Annotated in this window: 14 protein-coding genes and 4 pseudogenes; 10 read left to right on the plus strand and 8 right to left on the minus strand. The window is 68.8% G+C overall.

The features are described 5' to 3' along the window. Positions 1 to 206: 206 nt before the first annotated feature. The 4 genes and pseudogenes from ADK54_RS45305 to ADK54_RS34420 form a co-directional block, all read right to left on the minus strand. Positions 207 to 497 (minus strand): annotated as a pseudogene (locus ADK54_RS45305) (transposase); the annotation flags it as partial. Then, positions 472 to 1,878: an ISL3 family transposase gene (locus ADK54_RS34410; protein WP_324610214.1), complete on the minus strand. Its 1,407-nt coding sequence runs from the start codon at positions 1,876 to 1,878 to the stop codon at positions 472 to 474. The pseudogene ADK54_RS45305 and the gene ADK54_RS34410, both read right to left, overlap by 26 nt. Before the next feature lie 16 nt (positions 1,879 to 1,894). After that, positions 1,895 to 2,278 carry an AAA family ATPase gene (locus tag ADK54_RS34415; protein WP_053729724.1) on the minus strand — a complete coding sequence of 128 codons (384 nt, stop codon included), beginning with the start codon at positions 2,276 to 2,278 and terminating at the stop codon, positions 1,895 to 1,897. Beyond that, on the minus strand, positions 2,275 to 3,213 hold the full coding sequence (locus ADK54_RS34420; RefSeq protein WP_053729725.1) for a LysR family transcriptional regulator: 939 nt from the start codon (positions 3,211 to 3,213) through the stop codon (positions 2,275 to 2,277). The genes ADK54_RS34415 and ADK54_RS34420 overlap by 4 nt, the downstream gene beginning before the upstream one ends. A gap of 89 nt (positions 3,214 to 3,302) precedes the next feature. On the opposite strand from ADK54_RS34420, the gene ADK54_RS34425 reads away from it, so the two are divergent. From ADK54_RS34425 to ADK54_RS46435, 3 genes are all read left to right on the plus strand, one after another. Continuing rightward, positions 3,303 to 4,223: a zinc-binding dehydrogenase gene (locus ADK54_RS34425; protein WP_053729726.1), complete on the plus strand. Its 921-nt coding sequence runs from the start codon at positions 3,303 to 3,305 to the stop codon at positions 4,221 to 4,223. Continuing rightward, positions 4,220 to 5,212 carry an alpha/beta hydrolase family protein gene (locus ADK54_RS34430; RefSeq protein ID WP_053729727.1) on the plus strand — a complete coding sequence of 331 codons (993 nt, stop codon included), beginning with the start codon at positions 4,220 to 4,222 and terminating at the stop codon, positions 5,210 to 5,212. The genes ADK54_RS34425 and ADK54_RS34430 overlap by 4 nt, the downstream gene beginning before the upstream one ends. Before the next feature lie 217 nt (positions 5,213 to 5,429). Next, complete coding sequence (locus ADK54_RS46435; RefSeq protein ID WP_159047985.1) at positions 5,430 to 6,008, plus strand: hypothetical protein; 579 nt, start codon at positions 5,430 to 5,432, stop codon at positions 6,006 to 6,008. 358 nt (positions 6,009 to 6,366) lie between these two features. On the opposite strand, the gene ADK54_RS34440 is transcribed toward ADK54_RS46435, so the two are convergent. Beyond that, positions 6,367 to 7,635 carry a phthiocerol/phthiodiolone dimycocerosyl transferase family protein gene (locus ADK54_RS34440; protein WP_053729729.1) on the minus strand — a complete coding sequence of 423 codons (1,269 nt, stop codon included), beginning with the start codon at positions 7,633 to 7,635 and terminating at the stop codon, positions 6,367 to 6,369. A gap of 581 nt (positions 7,636 to 8,216) precedes the next feature. On the opposite strand from ADK54_RS34440, the gene ADK54_RS34445 reads away from it, so the two are divergent. Next, complete coding sequence (locus tag ADK54_RS34445; protein ID WP_234392329.1) at positions 8,217 to 8,924, plus strand: integrase core domain-containing protein; 708 nt, start codon at positions 8,217 to 8,219, stop codon at positions 8,922 to 8,924. A 57-nt stretch (positions 8,925 to 8,981) separates the two neighbouring features. On the opposite strand, the gene ADK54_RS34450 is transcribed toward ADK54_RS34445, so the two are convergent. Continuing rightward, positions 8,982 to 9,791 (minus strand): helix-turn-helix domain-containing protein, encoded by an 810-nt coding sequence (locus ADK54_RS34450; RefSeq protein ID WP_159047987.1) that lies wholly within the window; start codon positions 9,789 to 9,791, stop codon positions 8,982 to 8,984. Positions 9,792 to 9,969: 178 nt separating this feature from the next. Here ADK54_RS34450 and ADK54_RS34455 point away from each other — a divergent pair, with 178 nt between their 5' ends. From ADK54_RS34455 to ADK54_RS44085, 4 genes and pseudogenes are all read left to right on the plus strand, one after another. Next, positions 9,970 to 10,614 carry a PASTA domain-containing protein gene (locus tag ADK54_RS34455; RefSeq protein ID WP_053729731.1) on the plus strand — a complete coding sequence of 215 codons (645 nt, stop codon included), beginning with the start codon at positions 9,970 to 9,972 and terminating at the stop codon, positions 10,612 to 10,614. Between the two features lie 134 nt (positions 10,615 to 10,748). Next, positions 10,749 to 10,998 (plus strand): annotated as a pseudogene (locus tag ADK54_RS47915) (dienelactone hydrolase family protein); the annotation flags it as partial. After that, positions 10,983 to 11,180: a hypothetical protein gene (locus ADK54_RS46440; RefSeq protein WP_159047988.1), complete on the plus strand. Its 198-nt coding sequence runs from the start codon at positions 10,983 to 10,985 to the stop codon at positions 11,178 to 11,180. The pseudogene ADK54_RS47915 and the gene ADK54_RS46440, both read left to right, overlap by 16 nt. Before the next feature lie 54 nt (positions 11,181 to 11,234). After that, a pseudogene (locus tag ADK54_RS44085) lies at positions 11,235 to 11,671 on the plus strand (helicase); the annotation flags it as partial. 523 nt (positions 11,672 to 12,194) lie between these two features. Here the strand turns inward: ADK54_RS44085 and ADK54_RS34465 are convergent. Together ADK54_RS34465 and ADK54_RS45310 are read right to left on the minus strand one after the other, a co-directional pair. After that, complete coding sequence (locus tag ADK54_RS34465; RefSeq protein WP_234392334.1) at positions 12,195 to 13,193, minus strand: hypothetical protein; 999 nt, start codon at positions 13,191 to 13,193, stop codon at positions 12,195 to 12,197. Between the two features lie 224 nt (positions 13,194 to 13,417). Then, a complete protein-coding gene (locus ADK54_RS45310; RefSeq protein WP_107090686.1) occupies positions 13,418 to 13,696 on the minus strand; it encodes a hypothetical protein in 279 nt (92 codons plus the stop codon). Positions 13,697 to 13,777: 81 nt separating this feature from the next. On the opposite strand from ADK54_RS45310, the gene ADK54_RS34470 reads away from it, so the two are divergent. Together ADK54_RS34470 and ADK54_RS44090 are read left to right on the plus strand one after the other, a co-directional pair. After that, positions 13,778 to 14,218, plus strand: a complete 441-nt coding sequence (locus ADK54_RS34470; protein ID WP_053729733.1) for an IS66 family transposase — start codon at positions 13,778 to 13,780, stop codon at positions 14,216 to 14,218. Between the two features lie 293 nt (positions 14,219 to 14,511). Further along, positions 14,512 to 14,692 (plus strand): annotated as a pseudogene (locus ADK54_RS44090) (BON domain-containing protein); the annotation flags it as partial. Between the last annotated feature and the right edge of the window lie 13 nt (positions 14,693 to 14,705).

Here is a 14,705-nt window from a genome sequence, read left to right on the forward strand (position 1 = left end):
TACGACCCCGCCATCCACCGAACCAACGGGAAGATCAATACGCCCGCCGACCCGCCCCAAGCGCCATAGAGGTTGACTCAGGGAACTCATGAGCCGCCGTCTCGCTCGTCGGGACCATCGGCCCGCACTGGGGCAGGAACGATCCCGGTGGGCTGTGAGCGATCTTGAAATTCGGCTCTGTCGATGATCTTGTGACGTGATCTCGGTCAAGGGCTGAGGAGGATGCGGCGGAGGAGGTCGAGGTTGGCCCGGCCGTATCCGTCTCTCTTGATCCGTTTGACTCTCGTGACGTGTCCTTCGACCTGGCCCGAGCTCCACGGGCTGGTCAGGGCCGCAGTGACCGCGCCGAGGTCGCGCTGCATCCCGTTCACCAGGCTGTGCAGGGCGGGCAGGTCGTCGGTGAGGACGTGGTCCATCCAGTCGGGTAGCTGGTCACCGCGCAGGTCGCGCATCATGGCGGCGAAGTCGCGGTCATGCCGTGTGGCGGCGTCGAGTTCGGGGCAGGCGGTCCGGAGTTCCTTGAGCTCGGAGGCATCCGCTTCGGCGAGGTGCCCCGGGGTTCGTCATGATCCAGCGGACGACCCGGCAGGGTTTCGGGGTGAGCCGGGGCGGCGGCGAAGACCTCGGAGGCGGTATTGGCCTGGGGCTTCGGGGGCGCTTGAAGGGACGGAAGTAGCGTCGGACGCTCTGGACGTCGCCGGTGAAGGCGCGTTCGCGCAGTTCGCGGTGGAGCCGGGGAATGTCGTGGCAGCCCTCGGCCCATCGCTGGTGCAGATAGGGCTTGAACGGGTCCAGGACGGAGGCCCGGTTGATGGCCTTGACCAGGAGTTCGTCCAGGCTCGTGGCCGGGGCGAAGCGGCGGACGGTGGAGTGGTCCAGTCGCAGTTCGCGACGGATCGCGGCCAGTGTCCTGCCCTCGGCGAGGCGTTGCTGGACCGCGGCGTAGCGTTCGGTGGTGCGGGCCACCAGTCGTCGGGGCCGGCCCAGGACATTGAGTGTGCCGTCCGGCGGGACGAACCCGGCACCGTTGTGGGGCGGCTGCTCGGGCTCCGACGCGACCAGGGGCGTCGTGGCGTCCTGCGCGGCGACGGTGGGGACGGTGAACGCCGCGCGGATGCAACCATGGTGGGTGCCGACAGTCTTCTCCAGGGCCTCGGCGATGTTGCGCCACAGATGCCAGGCGTCCGCGACCTGCTGGGCCTGCGGTGCACCGGTCCGGGCGCCCTCGGCGTAGGCGCCGGCCCTGTCCCGGCAGACCACCTCGACCTCGGCATGCCCAGCCAGCCATTCCGCCAGCGGTTGCGCGTCCCGGCCGGGCAGCACGTCGAGCGGCCGTCGCGCCTCCAGGTCGACCAGGATGGTGGCGTACGAGTCGCCCTTGCGGAGTGCGAAATCGTCGACACCCAGCACCCTGACCTGATGCGCGTCCGGTTCGGGGAGGGCCCGCAGAAGGTTGAGCAGGACGTCCTTGGCGACGCGGATGCCCAGCGCGGCGGCCAGCCGGGCACCCGGGCACCCCGCCAGGCACAACGCGATGGTCGTGAGCGCGGCCCGCAGCAGCGGCGTGTACCGGGCATGGGGCCGGGGCAGCCCGTCGATCTGCTCGACGAACGTCACTGCTGAGCAACGGAAGTTGATGCACTTGAACCGGCGTACGCTCACCTCGATCACCGTCGAGGCGCCGCCTACCGGGGCATCTGCGAGCCGGCGTACGTACCGGCCGTGCACCCGCCCGGACGGCATCCGGCAGTGCGGGCACCTCGCCGACACTTCTCTGGACCGGGTGCGGAACCTGACCGCCCCGGCCCTGCGCTCGATCGACTCGACCACACCGGCCAAATGCGGCAGCAACCGCCCCAAATCCCCCGAACTGCACACCCAGTTGATGCCCAGGTCAGACCGGCACCGTCACAAGATCATCGACAGAGCCGAATTGGCTGACCGTCGACACGGACAGCCACTGCGCCTCGTCACAGACCAGGACGTGCGTCTCCTCCAGGGCGCCGCGCAGCAGCGGTCGAACTCGATCGCGTGGGCGGGCGGACGTCCCTGCAAGCCGAGGGCGTGGAACAGCTCGTGGCGCAGGTCGCGGGTCGAGGGACGGGCCCCGGAACTGGATCCGGCGCGTCAGCTTCGGCGCGAGCTCACGCAGCGAGGTGTTCACCGCCAACGACTTGCCCCGGCCTGCCTGCCCGTAGATACAGATCATCGCCCTGGCCTCGATCGCGGCACGGAGGCTCTGCAGCCGGGCCAGCGCTGTCTGCTTCGACGAGGTCATTCTCGTCCGGGACCGGTCGTGGGTGGTTCAGGCAGCCAGTCGCGGGTCGGGTCGTACTCCAGCCATCGGCTTCGTCCTGCTTCCTCGGCGCAGGCGGCGGCGAGGCCGTTCAGCCCCTGGTGACCGTTGCCGGAGCGCCACAGCAGCGACCAGGCGTACAGCGGCGTGGGATCGACCAGGGGAACGGAGCGCAACCCGGGGACCTGCGGCAGGGGCACATCGGCAGGCACCAGCGAGAAGCGTCGCGACTCTTCCGTCACCTCGGCGAGGAAGTGGGTGAGCCCCAGGTTGACGCTCGTGGCCGTTTTCTGGATGCCGAATCGGTCGGCGAACCGGTGGAGGAAGTCGAGCCGATCCAGCGCGCCGGGCGCCCACAGCACGCTGTCGCGCAATTGGTCAGGCCGCAGAGCCGGTTCGGCTGCGAGCGGATGGTCCGCGCTCAGTACAGCGTCCACCGGTTCGAGGCGGACGAGGCGGTGTGCCAGCCCGGCGGGCAGCGGGGGGTGGACCCGGCCGAAAGCCGTGTCGATGTCTCCGTTCAGCAGTGCCGTCGCCACCGACGGCAGATCGCGCCCGTGCCCCAAGGCCAGCTCCCCGGCCCGTCCGGCGACTTGGGCCAGCGTGCGCATCGGTGCGTAGAGGTGCCCCCAGACGTCTACGCGCAGCGGACATTCCTTCCCGACCGCCGCCGCGACTGCGGTGTCGGCGGCGGCCACAGTCTGCCGGGCCGGTGGGAGGAAACGCTGTCCGGCTTCGGTGAGGTGTACGCCGTTGCCGCCGCGCTGGAACAGCTCGGTGCCGAGCAGAGATTCCAGCCGCGCGATCCTCTTGGACAGCGCCTGCTGGGAGATCGCGAGCGTCCTGGCCGCCCGGCCGAAGTGCAGTTCCTCGGCGGTGCGCACAAAGGCACGTACCTGCGCCACGTCGAGATCCATGGCTCCCACCATAGGTGACAACCGAAAGTTGTCGGCTTTGCTTGGTAGTTGTTGGATCGCGGGGCGGCTGCGGGGGTTGCATCCTCTCCATGCAAAGACTGATTCCCACGGGAGAGGCACCGCGCCCCGTCGCCTTCGCCGAGGTCCCCCAGCCCGTGCCGGGGCCGGATGAGGCACTGATCAAAATCGAGGCGTTCGCCCCGAACCGGGGCGAGACGTTCCTTCTCGAACACCCCCGGCCGGAGCTGTTGCCCGGCAAGGACATCGCAGGGCTCGTCGTACAGGCGGCAGCCGACGGCTCCGGTCCCGGCATCGGCACCCGCGTGGTCGGGCACCCGGCGCAGGGCGGCTGGGCCGAGTACGCTGCCGTGCCCACGCACTCGCTCGTGGTGCTCCCTGACAGCATCGACAGCGTACGGGCGGCGGCTCTGCCCCTGGCCGGGATCACTGCCCTGAGGCTGCTGCGTACGGCCGGTTCCCTCGCCGGCCGACGGGTACTGCTGACCGGCGCATCAGGCGGCGTCGGCCACTACGTCACTGAACTCGCCGTTGGGGCCGGAGCCGAGCTAACGGCGGTGACGGCCACGCCGGTGCGCGGCGAGCGGCTCGCGGAACTGGGAGCGAAGGTGGTGCACGAGGTCGCGACGGCTCAAGGACCGTTCGATGTCGTACTGGAGTCCACGGGTGGGCCGGACCTGGCACTCGCCCTGTCGAAGGTGCGCCCGGGCGGCCTGCTTGTCTGGTTCGGCCAGGCGAGCCGCACCCCGGTGTCCCTCGACTTCTTCCAACTCCTTGACGGGCCCGAGCGCGTCACGATCCAGCACTTCCACTACGCCGGCGCCCCGTACGGCTCCGATCTCGCAGCCCTGGTGAGCCTCGTGGAACAGGGCCGGTTGCACCCGGAGATCAGCCGCATCGCCGACTGGGCTCAGACCGCCGAAACCCTGGTCGACCTGCGCGAGCGCCGGATACGTGGCAAGGCCGTCCTGCTGACTGGAGGAGCACGATGAGCCCCACCGAGTTCGCCGCCGCCCAGTGGACCCGTGCCACCGGTGCAGGCGTGGACCCTCACGAGTACCGGCGCGTCACCGATGGCCTTGCCTCCGTCGCCGACTGGGGGCCAGCCTTCCTTCACACCGGACGCGGCTACCTCCAGCGTGCGGAGGGCGCGGAATCATCCCGCTCTGCGGGTGAGTACCTGCTGATGGCGGCCCGGTGGTTCCACCTGGCCACCCTGGCGCCGTACCCGGAGGCACCTCGCGCTGCCGTCGAGGCTGATCACGCCCTGAGCAGAGCTCTCACCGTGCTGGAGCCCGGTGCGCGGCGGGTGAGCGGCGAGGGTTTCACCGGCTGGCTGCGTGGCCCCTCCGACGCACCGGGGACCGTCGTCGTGGTCCCCGGCCTGGACTCGGCCAAGGAGGAGTTCCTCGATCTCGTGTCCGCACTGCTGGCCAGAGGACTGGCTGTGTTCGCGATGGACGGCCCCGGACAGGGCGTTCTCGCGGCCACCACGACCTTCGTGCCGGACTACGAACGGGTCGTGGGACGGGTCATCGACGCCCTCGGCGCCGCATGCATTGGGCTCGTCGGTCTGAGCCTGGGCGGCTATTTCGCGGCCCGGGCCGCGGCGCTGGAACCGCGCGTGACAGCCGTCGCGACCGTCAGCGGTCCCTTCCGCCTCGACTGGGAGGAACTGCCCCCGCCGGTACACGAGATCATGGCCCGACGCGCTGGAGGAATTGACGCCGCCCACGAGTTCGCACGCCACGTGGACCTCACCGCCCTGGCACCCCGCATCGCGGCCCCACTGCTGGTCGTGGACGGTGATCAGGACGTCATCCCCGGCGTGACGAACGGCGAGTCCCTGGCCCGCCTGGCACCACACGGCACCTACCTGTCCGTCCCACACGGCGACCACCTCCTTGGCAACGCGCGGCCCAACTGGCTGCCCCACCTCAGCGACCACATCACGCACACCCTGACGGGAACATCAGCATGAACCACACCGGGAAGACCATCCCCATCACCGGCGGCACCAGCGGCATGGGGCCTCGCGACCGCACACCGCCTCCTCGCCGAAGGCGCCCACGTGGGCGTGTCAGTGACTGACACGCCCTCTACGCTGAAGGGGTGACAGAGTGCATCGACAACCCGGCTGAGAGGCTTCACGGCCTTCTCTTGAGTTTTGCCGGGTAGGCAAAGAGTTGGGCCCCACTGTGAGCAACTGGACCGCGTGGGCCAAGACGATGGACTACGGGGGAACCTCTCTGCGGGAAAACAGCGCTGAATTTCTCCATCGCCTCGCCGAAGCGATGGAGCTGCCGAGGAAGGTGCGCGAGGCAGTAGAGATTGCAGTGCCCGACCCTGAGCAACGTGAGTATCTGCTGGGGCCGCTTGCCAGTGTTGAGGCTGCTCTGCAGTCGTCCGTAAGCCCCAGCGCTCCGATCACACAGGTGTGGCAGCACTTCTGCAGTGGCGGTGACACGGCCAGCAGCGCTGCTATCTACAGTCTGCTCGGCGCCGCCCGCGACCTTCGCCGGGCCCAAGTGGAAGTCGGTCTGACTGAGGCCGACGGCCAGAGCCTTACAGTCTTGATCAACGAGCTTATTGAGGCAGTCATCGCGTCAGAGCTCGACGAGGCAGACACCCACTTCCTGCTTTCGCGGCGCAACGAGATGCTCGTAGCTGTGCAGCAGGCCCGGCTACGAGGCCGTTATTTATCCGGTGGAGTCAGCCGTCGACGCGGCCGTGGGCGCCCTCCTGCGTCGTCCCAACCTCCTCCAGCGGATGCGTGACGTGCAGTTCCTCGACCGTGTCGCCGCCTTCTCCACCAAGGTCAACGTCGTCCTCGCTCTTGCGGGCCAGGCCGAGCAACTGACGCAAGATACGGTGCGCGCGATCGAACACGGCCTGGGCAGTCAAGGCACAGCGAGGACCAGCTCGTTCTGCATCCCCGGCTGCCGCGTCGCCCAAGCACCAGCGCGTCGATCGCGGTCTGCGCCGGGGCCGTACGTGCGTTCACGGTGTCTGCGGTCATCGCGGGCCGCTGAACTGGGGGCACGCTTCCCAGAGCACCCGCCCCTCGGACAGGGCCGGGGCAGCAGCGCAGGCCGTCGTTCACACCACCCGGGTCACCGGGCCACCCAACACGGTTCAGGTGGTCATCTGGTGGATGGTCTCGTCGAGGGCGGAGACGATGTCGTCGGCGCGTGGAGCGCAGTGTGCGGTGGCCAGTTCGGCGCTGAGCCGTCCGTTGAAGGTGGTGACGATGTAGGTGGAGGTGGGGGCAGGAGGTTCGCCGGGAGTCGCCCCGGAGGTGGGGGCAGGAGGTTCGCCGGGAGTCGCCCCCGCAGGCGGCCTGAGGCGTTGGCTGAGAATGGCGCCGCGGAAGTCCTCAATGGTCAGCCCCGCGGGTGTGCGCAGGTCCGGAATGCGTCCCCAGTTCGTCAGCATGGTGGTGTCCGCCGACAGCGCCACCGGTGTGCCGGCGGGTGCCGATCTGTCCTGGTCCTGGCCGGTCAGGTGGAGCTGTGACTGCTGTACGACACCGTCGGTGATACTCGCGTCCAGTTCGGCGAGCAGGGCCTTGGCGAGCAGCAGTGGGTCAGTGTTCGCGCCGACGGATCGTTTGAATCCGGCCGTCCCGAAAATGTTCGTTCCGGCCAGGGCGTCCACCGGCGGGCTGATACGGGTGCGTACGTCGACGGGATACATGAAGGGAACGACCACGTCGTTTGGCCCGCCGGCGGCGGCCTTGGCGTGGGCGATCATCACGGCCGCCGAGGTCAGGCCGTGCACGGAGATCCCGTTGGCACGCCCGAGCCGGGCAAGCGCCGCGGTCGCATCGGCGGTCAACCGGATCCGGCGATGGACCGGCAGGGCCGGTTCGGCAGTGGGAGAGGCCACGGCCGGTGACACCGCCTCCGGCCACACTGGCCGCCGTGTCACCGGTTCAAAGAGCGCCTCCACACCGTTGCGCGCGAGCCTGGTGACACCCCGGCGGGCCAGAAGCGATTCCAGGGATTGCGGAATCGGGAACACCCCGATCGGCGTGGGAAGCCCGGTCTCGACGAGGTCGGTGTAATGCCCCCACAGCTCGGCCAGCAAAGCCACCGACGCAGTGGCGTCGGCGATGGTGTGGTCCGTCAGCAAGGTGACCGTCGAGCAGTCACCGGCACGGGACACCTCCAGGCCGATGAGTTCCTCCGCATGGTCCAGCCCCCGGCCCGCCGCGGGATCCCCGTCCCCGGCGCGGACCCGGACAGCAGGAACACCACGGCCCTCACCCACGACAAGCTCATGGCCCGCATCCCCGGACCGGATGCATCCCGTGAACACCGGATGCGCCCGGCACACCGCCTCGAACGCCCTCGACAACGCGAGAACATCCAACAGGCCCTCGACCACGACGGCATACGCCACGCTCTCCGCAGGCTCCACATGCAGCGCCTCAGACGGCGCCAGCAACCGGCCCTGAACAGCAGGCGAAGCACCTTCAACCACCGGAAACCGCCACTTCCCACTCAGAACCGGACTCCTGGAAAGAACAGTCTAAAACCCCCGGCCCTCCGCCTGTGCTGGTCGAAAACTCGGCCACATGGCTTGACCTGCGGCTTCGGCATGGCCATGGTCAGTTCCCATGTTTGTCCCGCTGGTCTACCGGCTGCTGGTCACGGTGCTGTCCTGGCTGACGCTCCTCGCCCGGTCCTCGGCGTCCAAGGACGCGGAGATCCTCGCGCTCCGGCATGAGGTCGCGATCCTGCGCCGGGTGAGCCCGATGCCGCGCCCGGCCTGGCCGGATCGGGCTGTACTCGCAGCCCTCGCCCACATCGGGCCGAAGGCGCTGCGCGGGCACCGGATCGTCACCCCCGGAACGCTGCTGCGCTGGCACCGCAAGCTCGTCGGCGAAGTGGCGCCAGCCGAAACCGCCGGGACGCCCGCCGATCCCCGCCGGGCTCGCGGAACTGATCCTCCGACTCGCCCGGGACAATCGCCGGTGGGGCGTGGTGCGCATCCAGGGCGAGCTGCGCCGGCTCGGGCACCGGATCGCGGCCTCCACGATCCGCAAGACCTTGCGCGCCCACCGGATACCGCCACCCGCGGCCCGAGACGATGCGTGGCGCTCCTTCCTGCGCGCCCACGCCCACACCCTCCTGGCCACGGACTTCTTCCACATCGACTGTGCCGTCACGCTCAAGCGCTTGTACGTGTTCTTCGTCATCGAACCAGGCAGTCGGCGCGTGCAGCTGCTGGGGATCACACAGAACCCCAGCGCCGCCTGGGCCACCCAACTCGCCCGCGACTTCGTCGCAGGGCTCGAAGACGCCGGGCACAGGTTCACCCACCTCATCCGTGACCGGGACGCGAAGTTCACCGACGCGTTCGACGCGGTGCTCGCTTCGATGGGGATGGAGATCGTGAAGACCGCGCCGCAGACCCCGCGGATGAACGCGTTCGCCGAGCGCTTCGTACGCACCGTACGGGCCGAGTGCACCGACTGGATGCTGATCGTTGGCGAGCGCCACCTGCGCGCCGTCTTGTCCGCCTATCTCGATCACTGCAACACCGGCCGCAGCCATCAAGGCGAAGGCATGGACCTGCGCGCCCCAAACGACGACACGACAGTGATCCCGTTCCCCACGCCACCCGATCAGATCCGACGCCGACCCGTCCTCGCAGGCCTGATCAACGAGTACCGCCAAGCTGTATGAAAGCCCAGCTCAGCGCCAGTGGCCGAGTTTACGACCAGTACAGTCGGCTGAGTGCAATCAACGCTGCCCGTGCGGTAGTTCGGAGTGCGGGCACGGACCGGCCGCTCTCTGCGGGAAGGCGCGGGTGACCGCAGCCATGCGGTTGGAGACCTGCAGCCGTCGGTAGGCATTCTCCAAGTGCTTGCGCACGGTTCCTTCGGACACGCCCAGCCGGCGGGCGATCTGGATGTTGGTGTGTCCCGCGGCGAGCAGGTGCAGCAGTTGCCACTGCCGGGGCGTGAGCTGGGGAGTGGGGTGCCGGCGCCGTTCGGCGTCCAGGTATGCCTCGTGCAGGTGGGGCCGCAGCAATGTGAGCAGCGCGCGGTCGCGTTCGGAGAAGTCCGGGCCGGGCCCTCGGAACAGGAATATCCGCAAGGTCCGGCCGAAGCCGCTGGTCCCCGGTGTTCCGGCGGGCATGCTGAGCATGAGTTCGTGCTCGATTCCCAGAGGCCGGTAATAGTCGGTGTACATGCCGGTGCTGTGCCATTGCCTGGCTGAGTAGAAGTCTGCGATCGTCACGACACTGCGCAGGTCGCCGCTGCGGTCGGGGTAACTGCAGGGCCGGCAGTCCCAGTAGTGTTCCCAGTGCGTCAAGTCGGCGGCCTCATCGGGCGTCTCGTCGCCGCCGGGGCCGACCTGCGTCAGCCACCACGCCTGCCGGTGACTGTCGAAGCCCGCGACGGTCAGTTCGTCACAGTGGATCTGGCCCATCAGGTCACTGAGCAACGACGGCGGCAGTCCCTGCGCCGCCCCGTCGGTGCGGTTCTCGGCGACGATCCCCGCCAAGGTGCGCAGGTCCAGGTCGGAGACCGATAACGAGCTCCCCATCAGGTCCCCCTTCATCCGCAGGCCGGTCTGAGATTACTCGGCCGCCCTGATCCGGGGCATACGCAGAACCTCGTATGGAGGCCGGGCTGCGAGCCCGGCCATGCTGACCGTGACGCGGGAGAAAAGTCAGGGCCTGTACCCGCTCACATCTGGACCGGGCCCAAGGGGGAAAGCAGTCATGCGAGTCCGCAACAAGATCTTCGGAGGGCTGCTGACGGCGGCCCTGGCCACCGTCCTGAACGCGGCAGGAGCAGGAGCAGGCAACGCTGCGCAGCTCACATCCGCGCCCGCCACACCCGTCGGAGCGAGCGCGCACACGGCGTCCGGGCCGACGCACGCCGCCGTGGCCGCTGCCACACCGCTGGTGTTCGACGTCAACGGCACGTTCACCGACGGGGGGTCCGCGCGGCCGGTGATGTCGGACGTCAACGACGTCCTGACGGTGGACATGTCCTCCCAGCACCGTCCGACCGCCACCGGTGTCGTGATCAACAGCGACACCATCCTGGTCACCTTCCCCGACGACGCCACCTACACCGCGAAGCTGCAGGCGCCGAACATCATCAGGTGGTCCAACGGTTCGGCCTGGCAGAAGCTCACCCTGGTGGTGCCGGACGTGAGCGATGACACCCGGGCCGTAGCCACGTCGATCCTGAACTCCGCGGGCTTCGCCGTCGGCAGGGTGACCACAGTCGTCGACCGGACATGCAATCACAACAACACCGTCTCCCAGCAGACCCCGCACGCCGGCACGCCGGCCCTCCCGGGAACCGCTGTGAACCTCACGATCGGAGTACTGCCGCCGAAGGGGCAGTGCCGGTGAGATGCCGACCAGGGACCGGCGGTCCGCACGGACCGCCGGTCCCCCGAACGTCGGCGGCTCCCGCCGGTCCGCGGGTGCCGACGTACGACATTCACACGTACGCCGACAAGCGGGCGGTACGGCCGGGTGCCTTCGCCGAGATCACCGCCCAGGTCCACTTCGGCCACGCCGAGAGCGACCTGACGCCCGAGGCGCTGGGCGAGCAACCTGGCCCTGGACGCCGCGAAGGTCGACTACAACCTCCGACAGCCCCGGCACCGTCCACGGCTTCACCGTGTCCGACACCGACACCTTCGCCCCCGCCGGACTACAGCGCCACTGGGACCGCTTGGTCCCCCCCTCCTCGACCGCACACTGGCCAACAGCCGATGCTCCGGATCGTAACCAGACCAGCAGACAGCGCGGCGCGCCACACCGATGTCTGGATGGCCGTGGCCCATCTGGCCACCGAACGCTGGATGGCCGACGAGCATGCCGACTTCGTCCGGGAGCTTCTTTCGGCTGGCGCGGCGGAATTCCCCGCTGTCGCCGCCGGGGCGTTCGCGGCGGGGCATCCCAGGCCGTGACGGCTGTCTCAGCCAATCCAGTCCGCCCAAGACAGCGGCGTCCGCGGCGACTAAGCCGAAGCGGTCGCGGCAAAGCTGCCCAAGACGGCCGCCGAGCTGTATGTCACCGAAGCGTCCGACGAAGCCGTGGCGAAAGCGAAGAGCCTGCCGAAGTCGTCGATCGACACCGAGCTGTACGAGCTGGAGGCCAGCCGCCACGTACCCCCGGACCGTGTCTGGTCCGCCTGGCTGTGCGACGACCACCTCGTCTCCGAACGACTCGAGGCACTGCGGCAGTTCGCACGCGGCATCGACACCAACAACCGGCGCGTACACCGCGCGTTCCTCACCTCCGTACGCATCCTCGGAGAAGGCGTCGACATCACCGGCGAGCGGGGCGTGGAAGCCATCTGCTTCGCCGACACCCGCGGCCCCAGGTCGAGATCGTCCAGAACATCGGCCGCGCGCTCCGGCTCAACGAGGACGGCTCCACGAAGATCGCGCGGATCGTCGCGGCCGGCGGCGAAGGCGAGGGCGTCGGCGGTGTTCTGTTCGTCGGCGTGCTGCTCGCGACACTGGCGCCGGATGCGGCGCACACGGGCGGGAACCGAGGCGGTGCAGAACGGTGTGACCGTGAACTGCCCCGAGTGTGGGTCGAGTTGGTCGGCTGGTAGCGAACGTTCTGTCGCGGCGGTGTAATGCGCTCCCCGCTGCCGCAAACGGGCCTGGCACGGGCGGCGCACGTCGACCGGGACGGTGTGAGACCGCGCGCGTGGCACGGATGGTGCCGTTCCCGGGCCACCAGACCATTCACGAAAGGGCACTCGGAGCGGGGCAGATAACGCCGGCCGAGCCTGAGTGTGAGGGTGTCCGGGCTGCAATGGTCACGGATCTCGGCGGTGATGCGTCCCCCCTCCCCCCTCCCCCGAGCGACGGGGAACGGCCGCGCGTGAAGGAGTCCCCCATCCTCGGCGGGAGAGGGACACCTTCACAGCTGTGCCCGCGAAGTCCGCGGTGCGAGCCGGCCCTGGCTGGTCAGTGCAGGATGTCGAGGGTGTTGGTCGCATCGTCGACGAAGTAGACGGCGCGCGCTCCCGGACACACAGCGAGACCGAACAGCGCGCCCGCACCGGGAGGTGTCCCACTGCTGTCAAGGGCACGGACCGCGATCTGGCTGCCGGAGGAGGTGGTCTCCACCAGATTGCCGTCGCCTGCGTTGACCGTGAGCACGTCTCCACCGGGGGCGACAACAAGGCCGAGCGGAGTGTTCAAATTGCCTCCTGCGGTGACGACTTGACCAGTGCCTGCACTGTCCGCGCGGGTCAGTGCGTACGGAATCGCGGTGATGCGGTTGTCGACGCTGTCGGCGACATAGAGCGTACCGTCGCGGCCGAGTCCGACGCCGGTCGGGCCGACAACCAGGGCTGCGGGGTCCGTGCGTTCGGCGAAACCGGACCCGATGCGGGTGACGGACCGGAGCTGGAAGGTGTCGTCGCCGACTGCCACCCTGAGCCGCAGGACGGTGCCCTTACGCACGGTGGCCGGGCTGCCGGCGACCGTTCCGTTCAGCACGTTGGTGACGAACAGGTCGACGCTGTCTCCGCCATCGCGTGCGGTCATGTCCCAGGGTCCATTGATGCCGTACCCGGCCATCGTCTGGCGGGCCCTGCCGTGGCTGTCGAGGACGATCAGGCATCCGGCCCGGGCTGTGGCGGAAGTGCCGTCTGTGGTGGGCAGGCTGCCCACCACAACCCAGCCACTGCGCAGGACCACCAACGCCGTGGTCAGCCCGACCCCGCCGGGACAGGCCCCGGGCAGGTGGGCCGGATCGATCCGGGCGAATGTCGAAACGGCCCCGGAAGGGCTGATCTGCACGATGGTCGTCCCGGTGCCCTGAAGATTCGATGAGGCATTGAAATTGCTGACCAGGACATCGCCCTGGCGAAGGCTGCCCCGATCCTGCGGCACTACCGCCACACCGTAGGGGTTGACGTCCCCGTTCGCAGGGACCGTTGAGGCAATCGTGTCCACCATGTGCAGGGGGTCGACGAACGAGCCGGGTGCCGACTGGCCAGTCGAGATACCCGTGAGCGTCAAGAGGCCGGCAACTGCGGTGCCGACGAGCGTTCTCCACTGCATGGTGCCGCTCCTCGGAGTGCGTCGGATGCGAGCTCGCTGAGCAGATGTCCACCCACCGACTCCGCCGTGCACGAGGCCGGGCGATCACAGGGCAGGCAGACCGAGATACCGAAAGGAGGCTAGGCAGACCCGCAGCAACCCGCTAGAGAAAAACAGGTCATCGGACGCCGAGCAATCAAACCCGGACAGCCCCTGCGACGCACCTGCCCAGGCACGACAGCGGAGGCTTCCCAACAATCCGAAAGACACCGAATGCCGCGCGGTTCAGCGAGCTTGAGGAGATTGGACTCGGCGCCGGCCGTGAGAACCTGGGCTTCGGCCGTGCGATGGTCGTCGATGAGGGCGGCGAGTTCAGCGTCGTTCATGACGGGGTCGGTCCAGGCGGCGATCTTGTTCATGAAGGGCAGTGCCGAGCGGGCCCTGGTCGAGGCGGTGCGGATCCGCACCGACCGAGAGACAGCGGGCTGTGGCGCATCCTGATGGGCCCCCTCGCGCTGAAGAAGGCCGCCGACGCCGCCCGCGACATCGACACCGAACACATCGACGACCACCTCAAGGCCGGGGAACTGTCGGCGCTGCGGACCGCAGTCACCGACGGGATCACCGCCATCGCCGCACGCTCCTCGAAAACCGAGGCCAAGCACCACGCTCTGTTCCAGCGCCTTCACCGCCGCTGGAACGACTACCTGCGCTGGGTCCACGACCCAGCCCTGCCGTTCGACAACAACCCAGCCGAGCAGACGATGAGAATGGCGAAACTCCGCATCAAGATCTCCGGATGCCTCCGGACCCTGGCCAACGCCGAAGACTTCGCGGTGATTCGCAGCTACCTCGCCACCGCCGACCGCCACGGCCAGACCATGCTCGATGTTCTCACCGCTGCCCTGCGCGGCAGACCCTGGACACCCGCCAGCACCTGAGACCCCGGGCCACCCCGCGATGCCGCATGCCCACCAGCCCCACACACCTATCCAGTTGCCAAAGACCTTGCCACACTGCTGCGCCCCGCCGGCGCACTCGTCAACAGCGACGGACTGCGCCCAGTCAACGGCAGGACCGCGGAGATCGTCCGGCACGTGGGCCTGCGCCGGAGCGAACGGCAACGGGTGTCCGCTCACGAGGACTGGGAGTCCTGGTGGACAGCGGCCGGATGTGAACGACGGCGATTTTGTTCGGGCCGCACTTCACAACCCAAGCGGTGGGTGGTCCTGCCCTCTTCCCGGCGGCCAGCCATGGCATCCGCGTGAAACGTTCACGAGGGAGTCGTCACCCTCCGCGGACACATCCGCGACTCCTCGCTCATCGCGGTGGCCGTGCGCCTGGTCCGTGCAGTGGAAGGCGTCGTGGACGTCAAGCCGCATCTCACCGGCGGGTCCGCCACTGCGGCGGAGTGAGCTGTTCGGGCAA

It is taken from the genome of Streptomyces sp. WM6378 (genome assembly GCF_001279695.1).
GTDB lineage: Bacteria > Actinomycetota > Actinomycetes > Streptomycetales > Streptomycetaceae > Streptomyces.

Coding starts and splice junctions, on each gene's coding strand:
- ADK54_RS34415 (WP_053729724.1), bottom strand. CDS start 2,278: ATGACCTCGTCGAAGCAGACAGCGCTGGCCCGGCTGCAGAGCCTCCGT.
- ADK54_RS34420 (WP_053729725.1), bottom strand. CDS start 3,213: ATGGATCTCGACGTGGCGCAGGTACGTGCCTTTGTGCGCACCGCCGAG.
- ADK54_RS34425 (WP_053729726.1), top strand. CDS start 3,303: ATGCAAAGACTGATTCCCACGGGAGAGGCACCGCGCCCCGTCGCCTTC.
- ADK54_RS34430 (WP_053729727.1), top strand. CDS start 4,220: ATGAGCCCCACCGAGTTCGCCGCCGCCCAGTGGACCCGTGCCACCGGT.
- ADK54_RS34450 (WP_159047987.1), bottom strand. CDS start 9,791: ATGGGGAGCTCGTTATCGGTCTCCGACCTGGACCTGCGCACCTTGGCG.
- ADK54_RS34455 (WP_053729731.1), top strand. CDS start 9,970: ATGCGAGTCCGCAACAAGATCTTCGGAGGGCTGCTGACGGCGGCCCTG.
- ADK54_RS46440 (WP_159047988.1), top strand. CDS start 10,983: ATGCTCCGGATCGTAACCAGACCAGCAGACAGCGCGGCGCGCCACACC.
- ADK54_RS34465 (WP_234392334.1), bottom strand. CDS start 13,193: ATGGTGGACACGATTGCCTCAACGGTCCCTGCGAACGGGGACGTCAAC.
- ADK54_RS45310 (WP_107090686.1), bottom strand. CDS start 13,696: ATGAACAAGATCGCCGCCTGGACCGACCCCGTCATGAACGACGCTGAA.
- ADK54_RS34470 (WP_053729733.1), top strand. CDS start 13,778: ATGGGCCCCCTCGCGCTGAAGAAGGCCGCCGACGCCGCCCGCGACATC.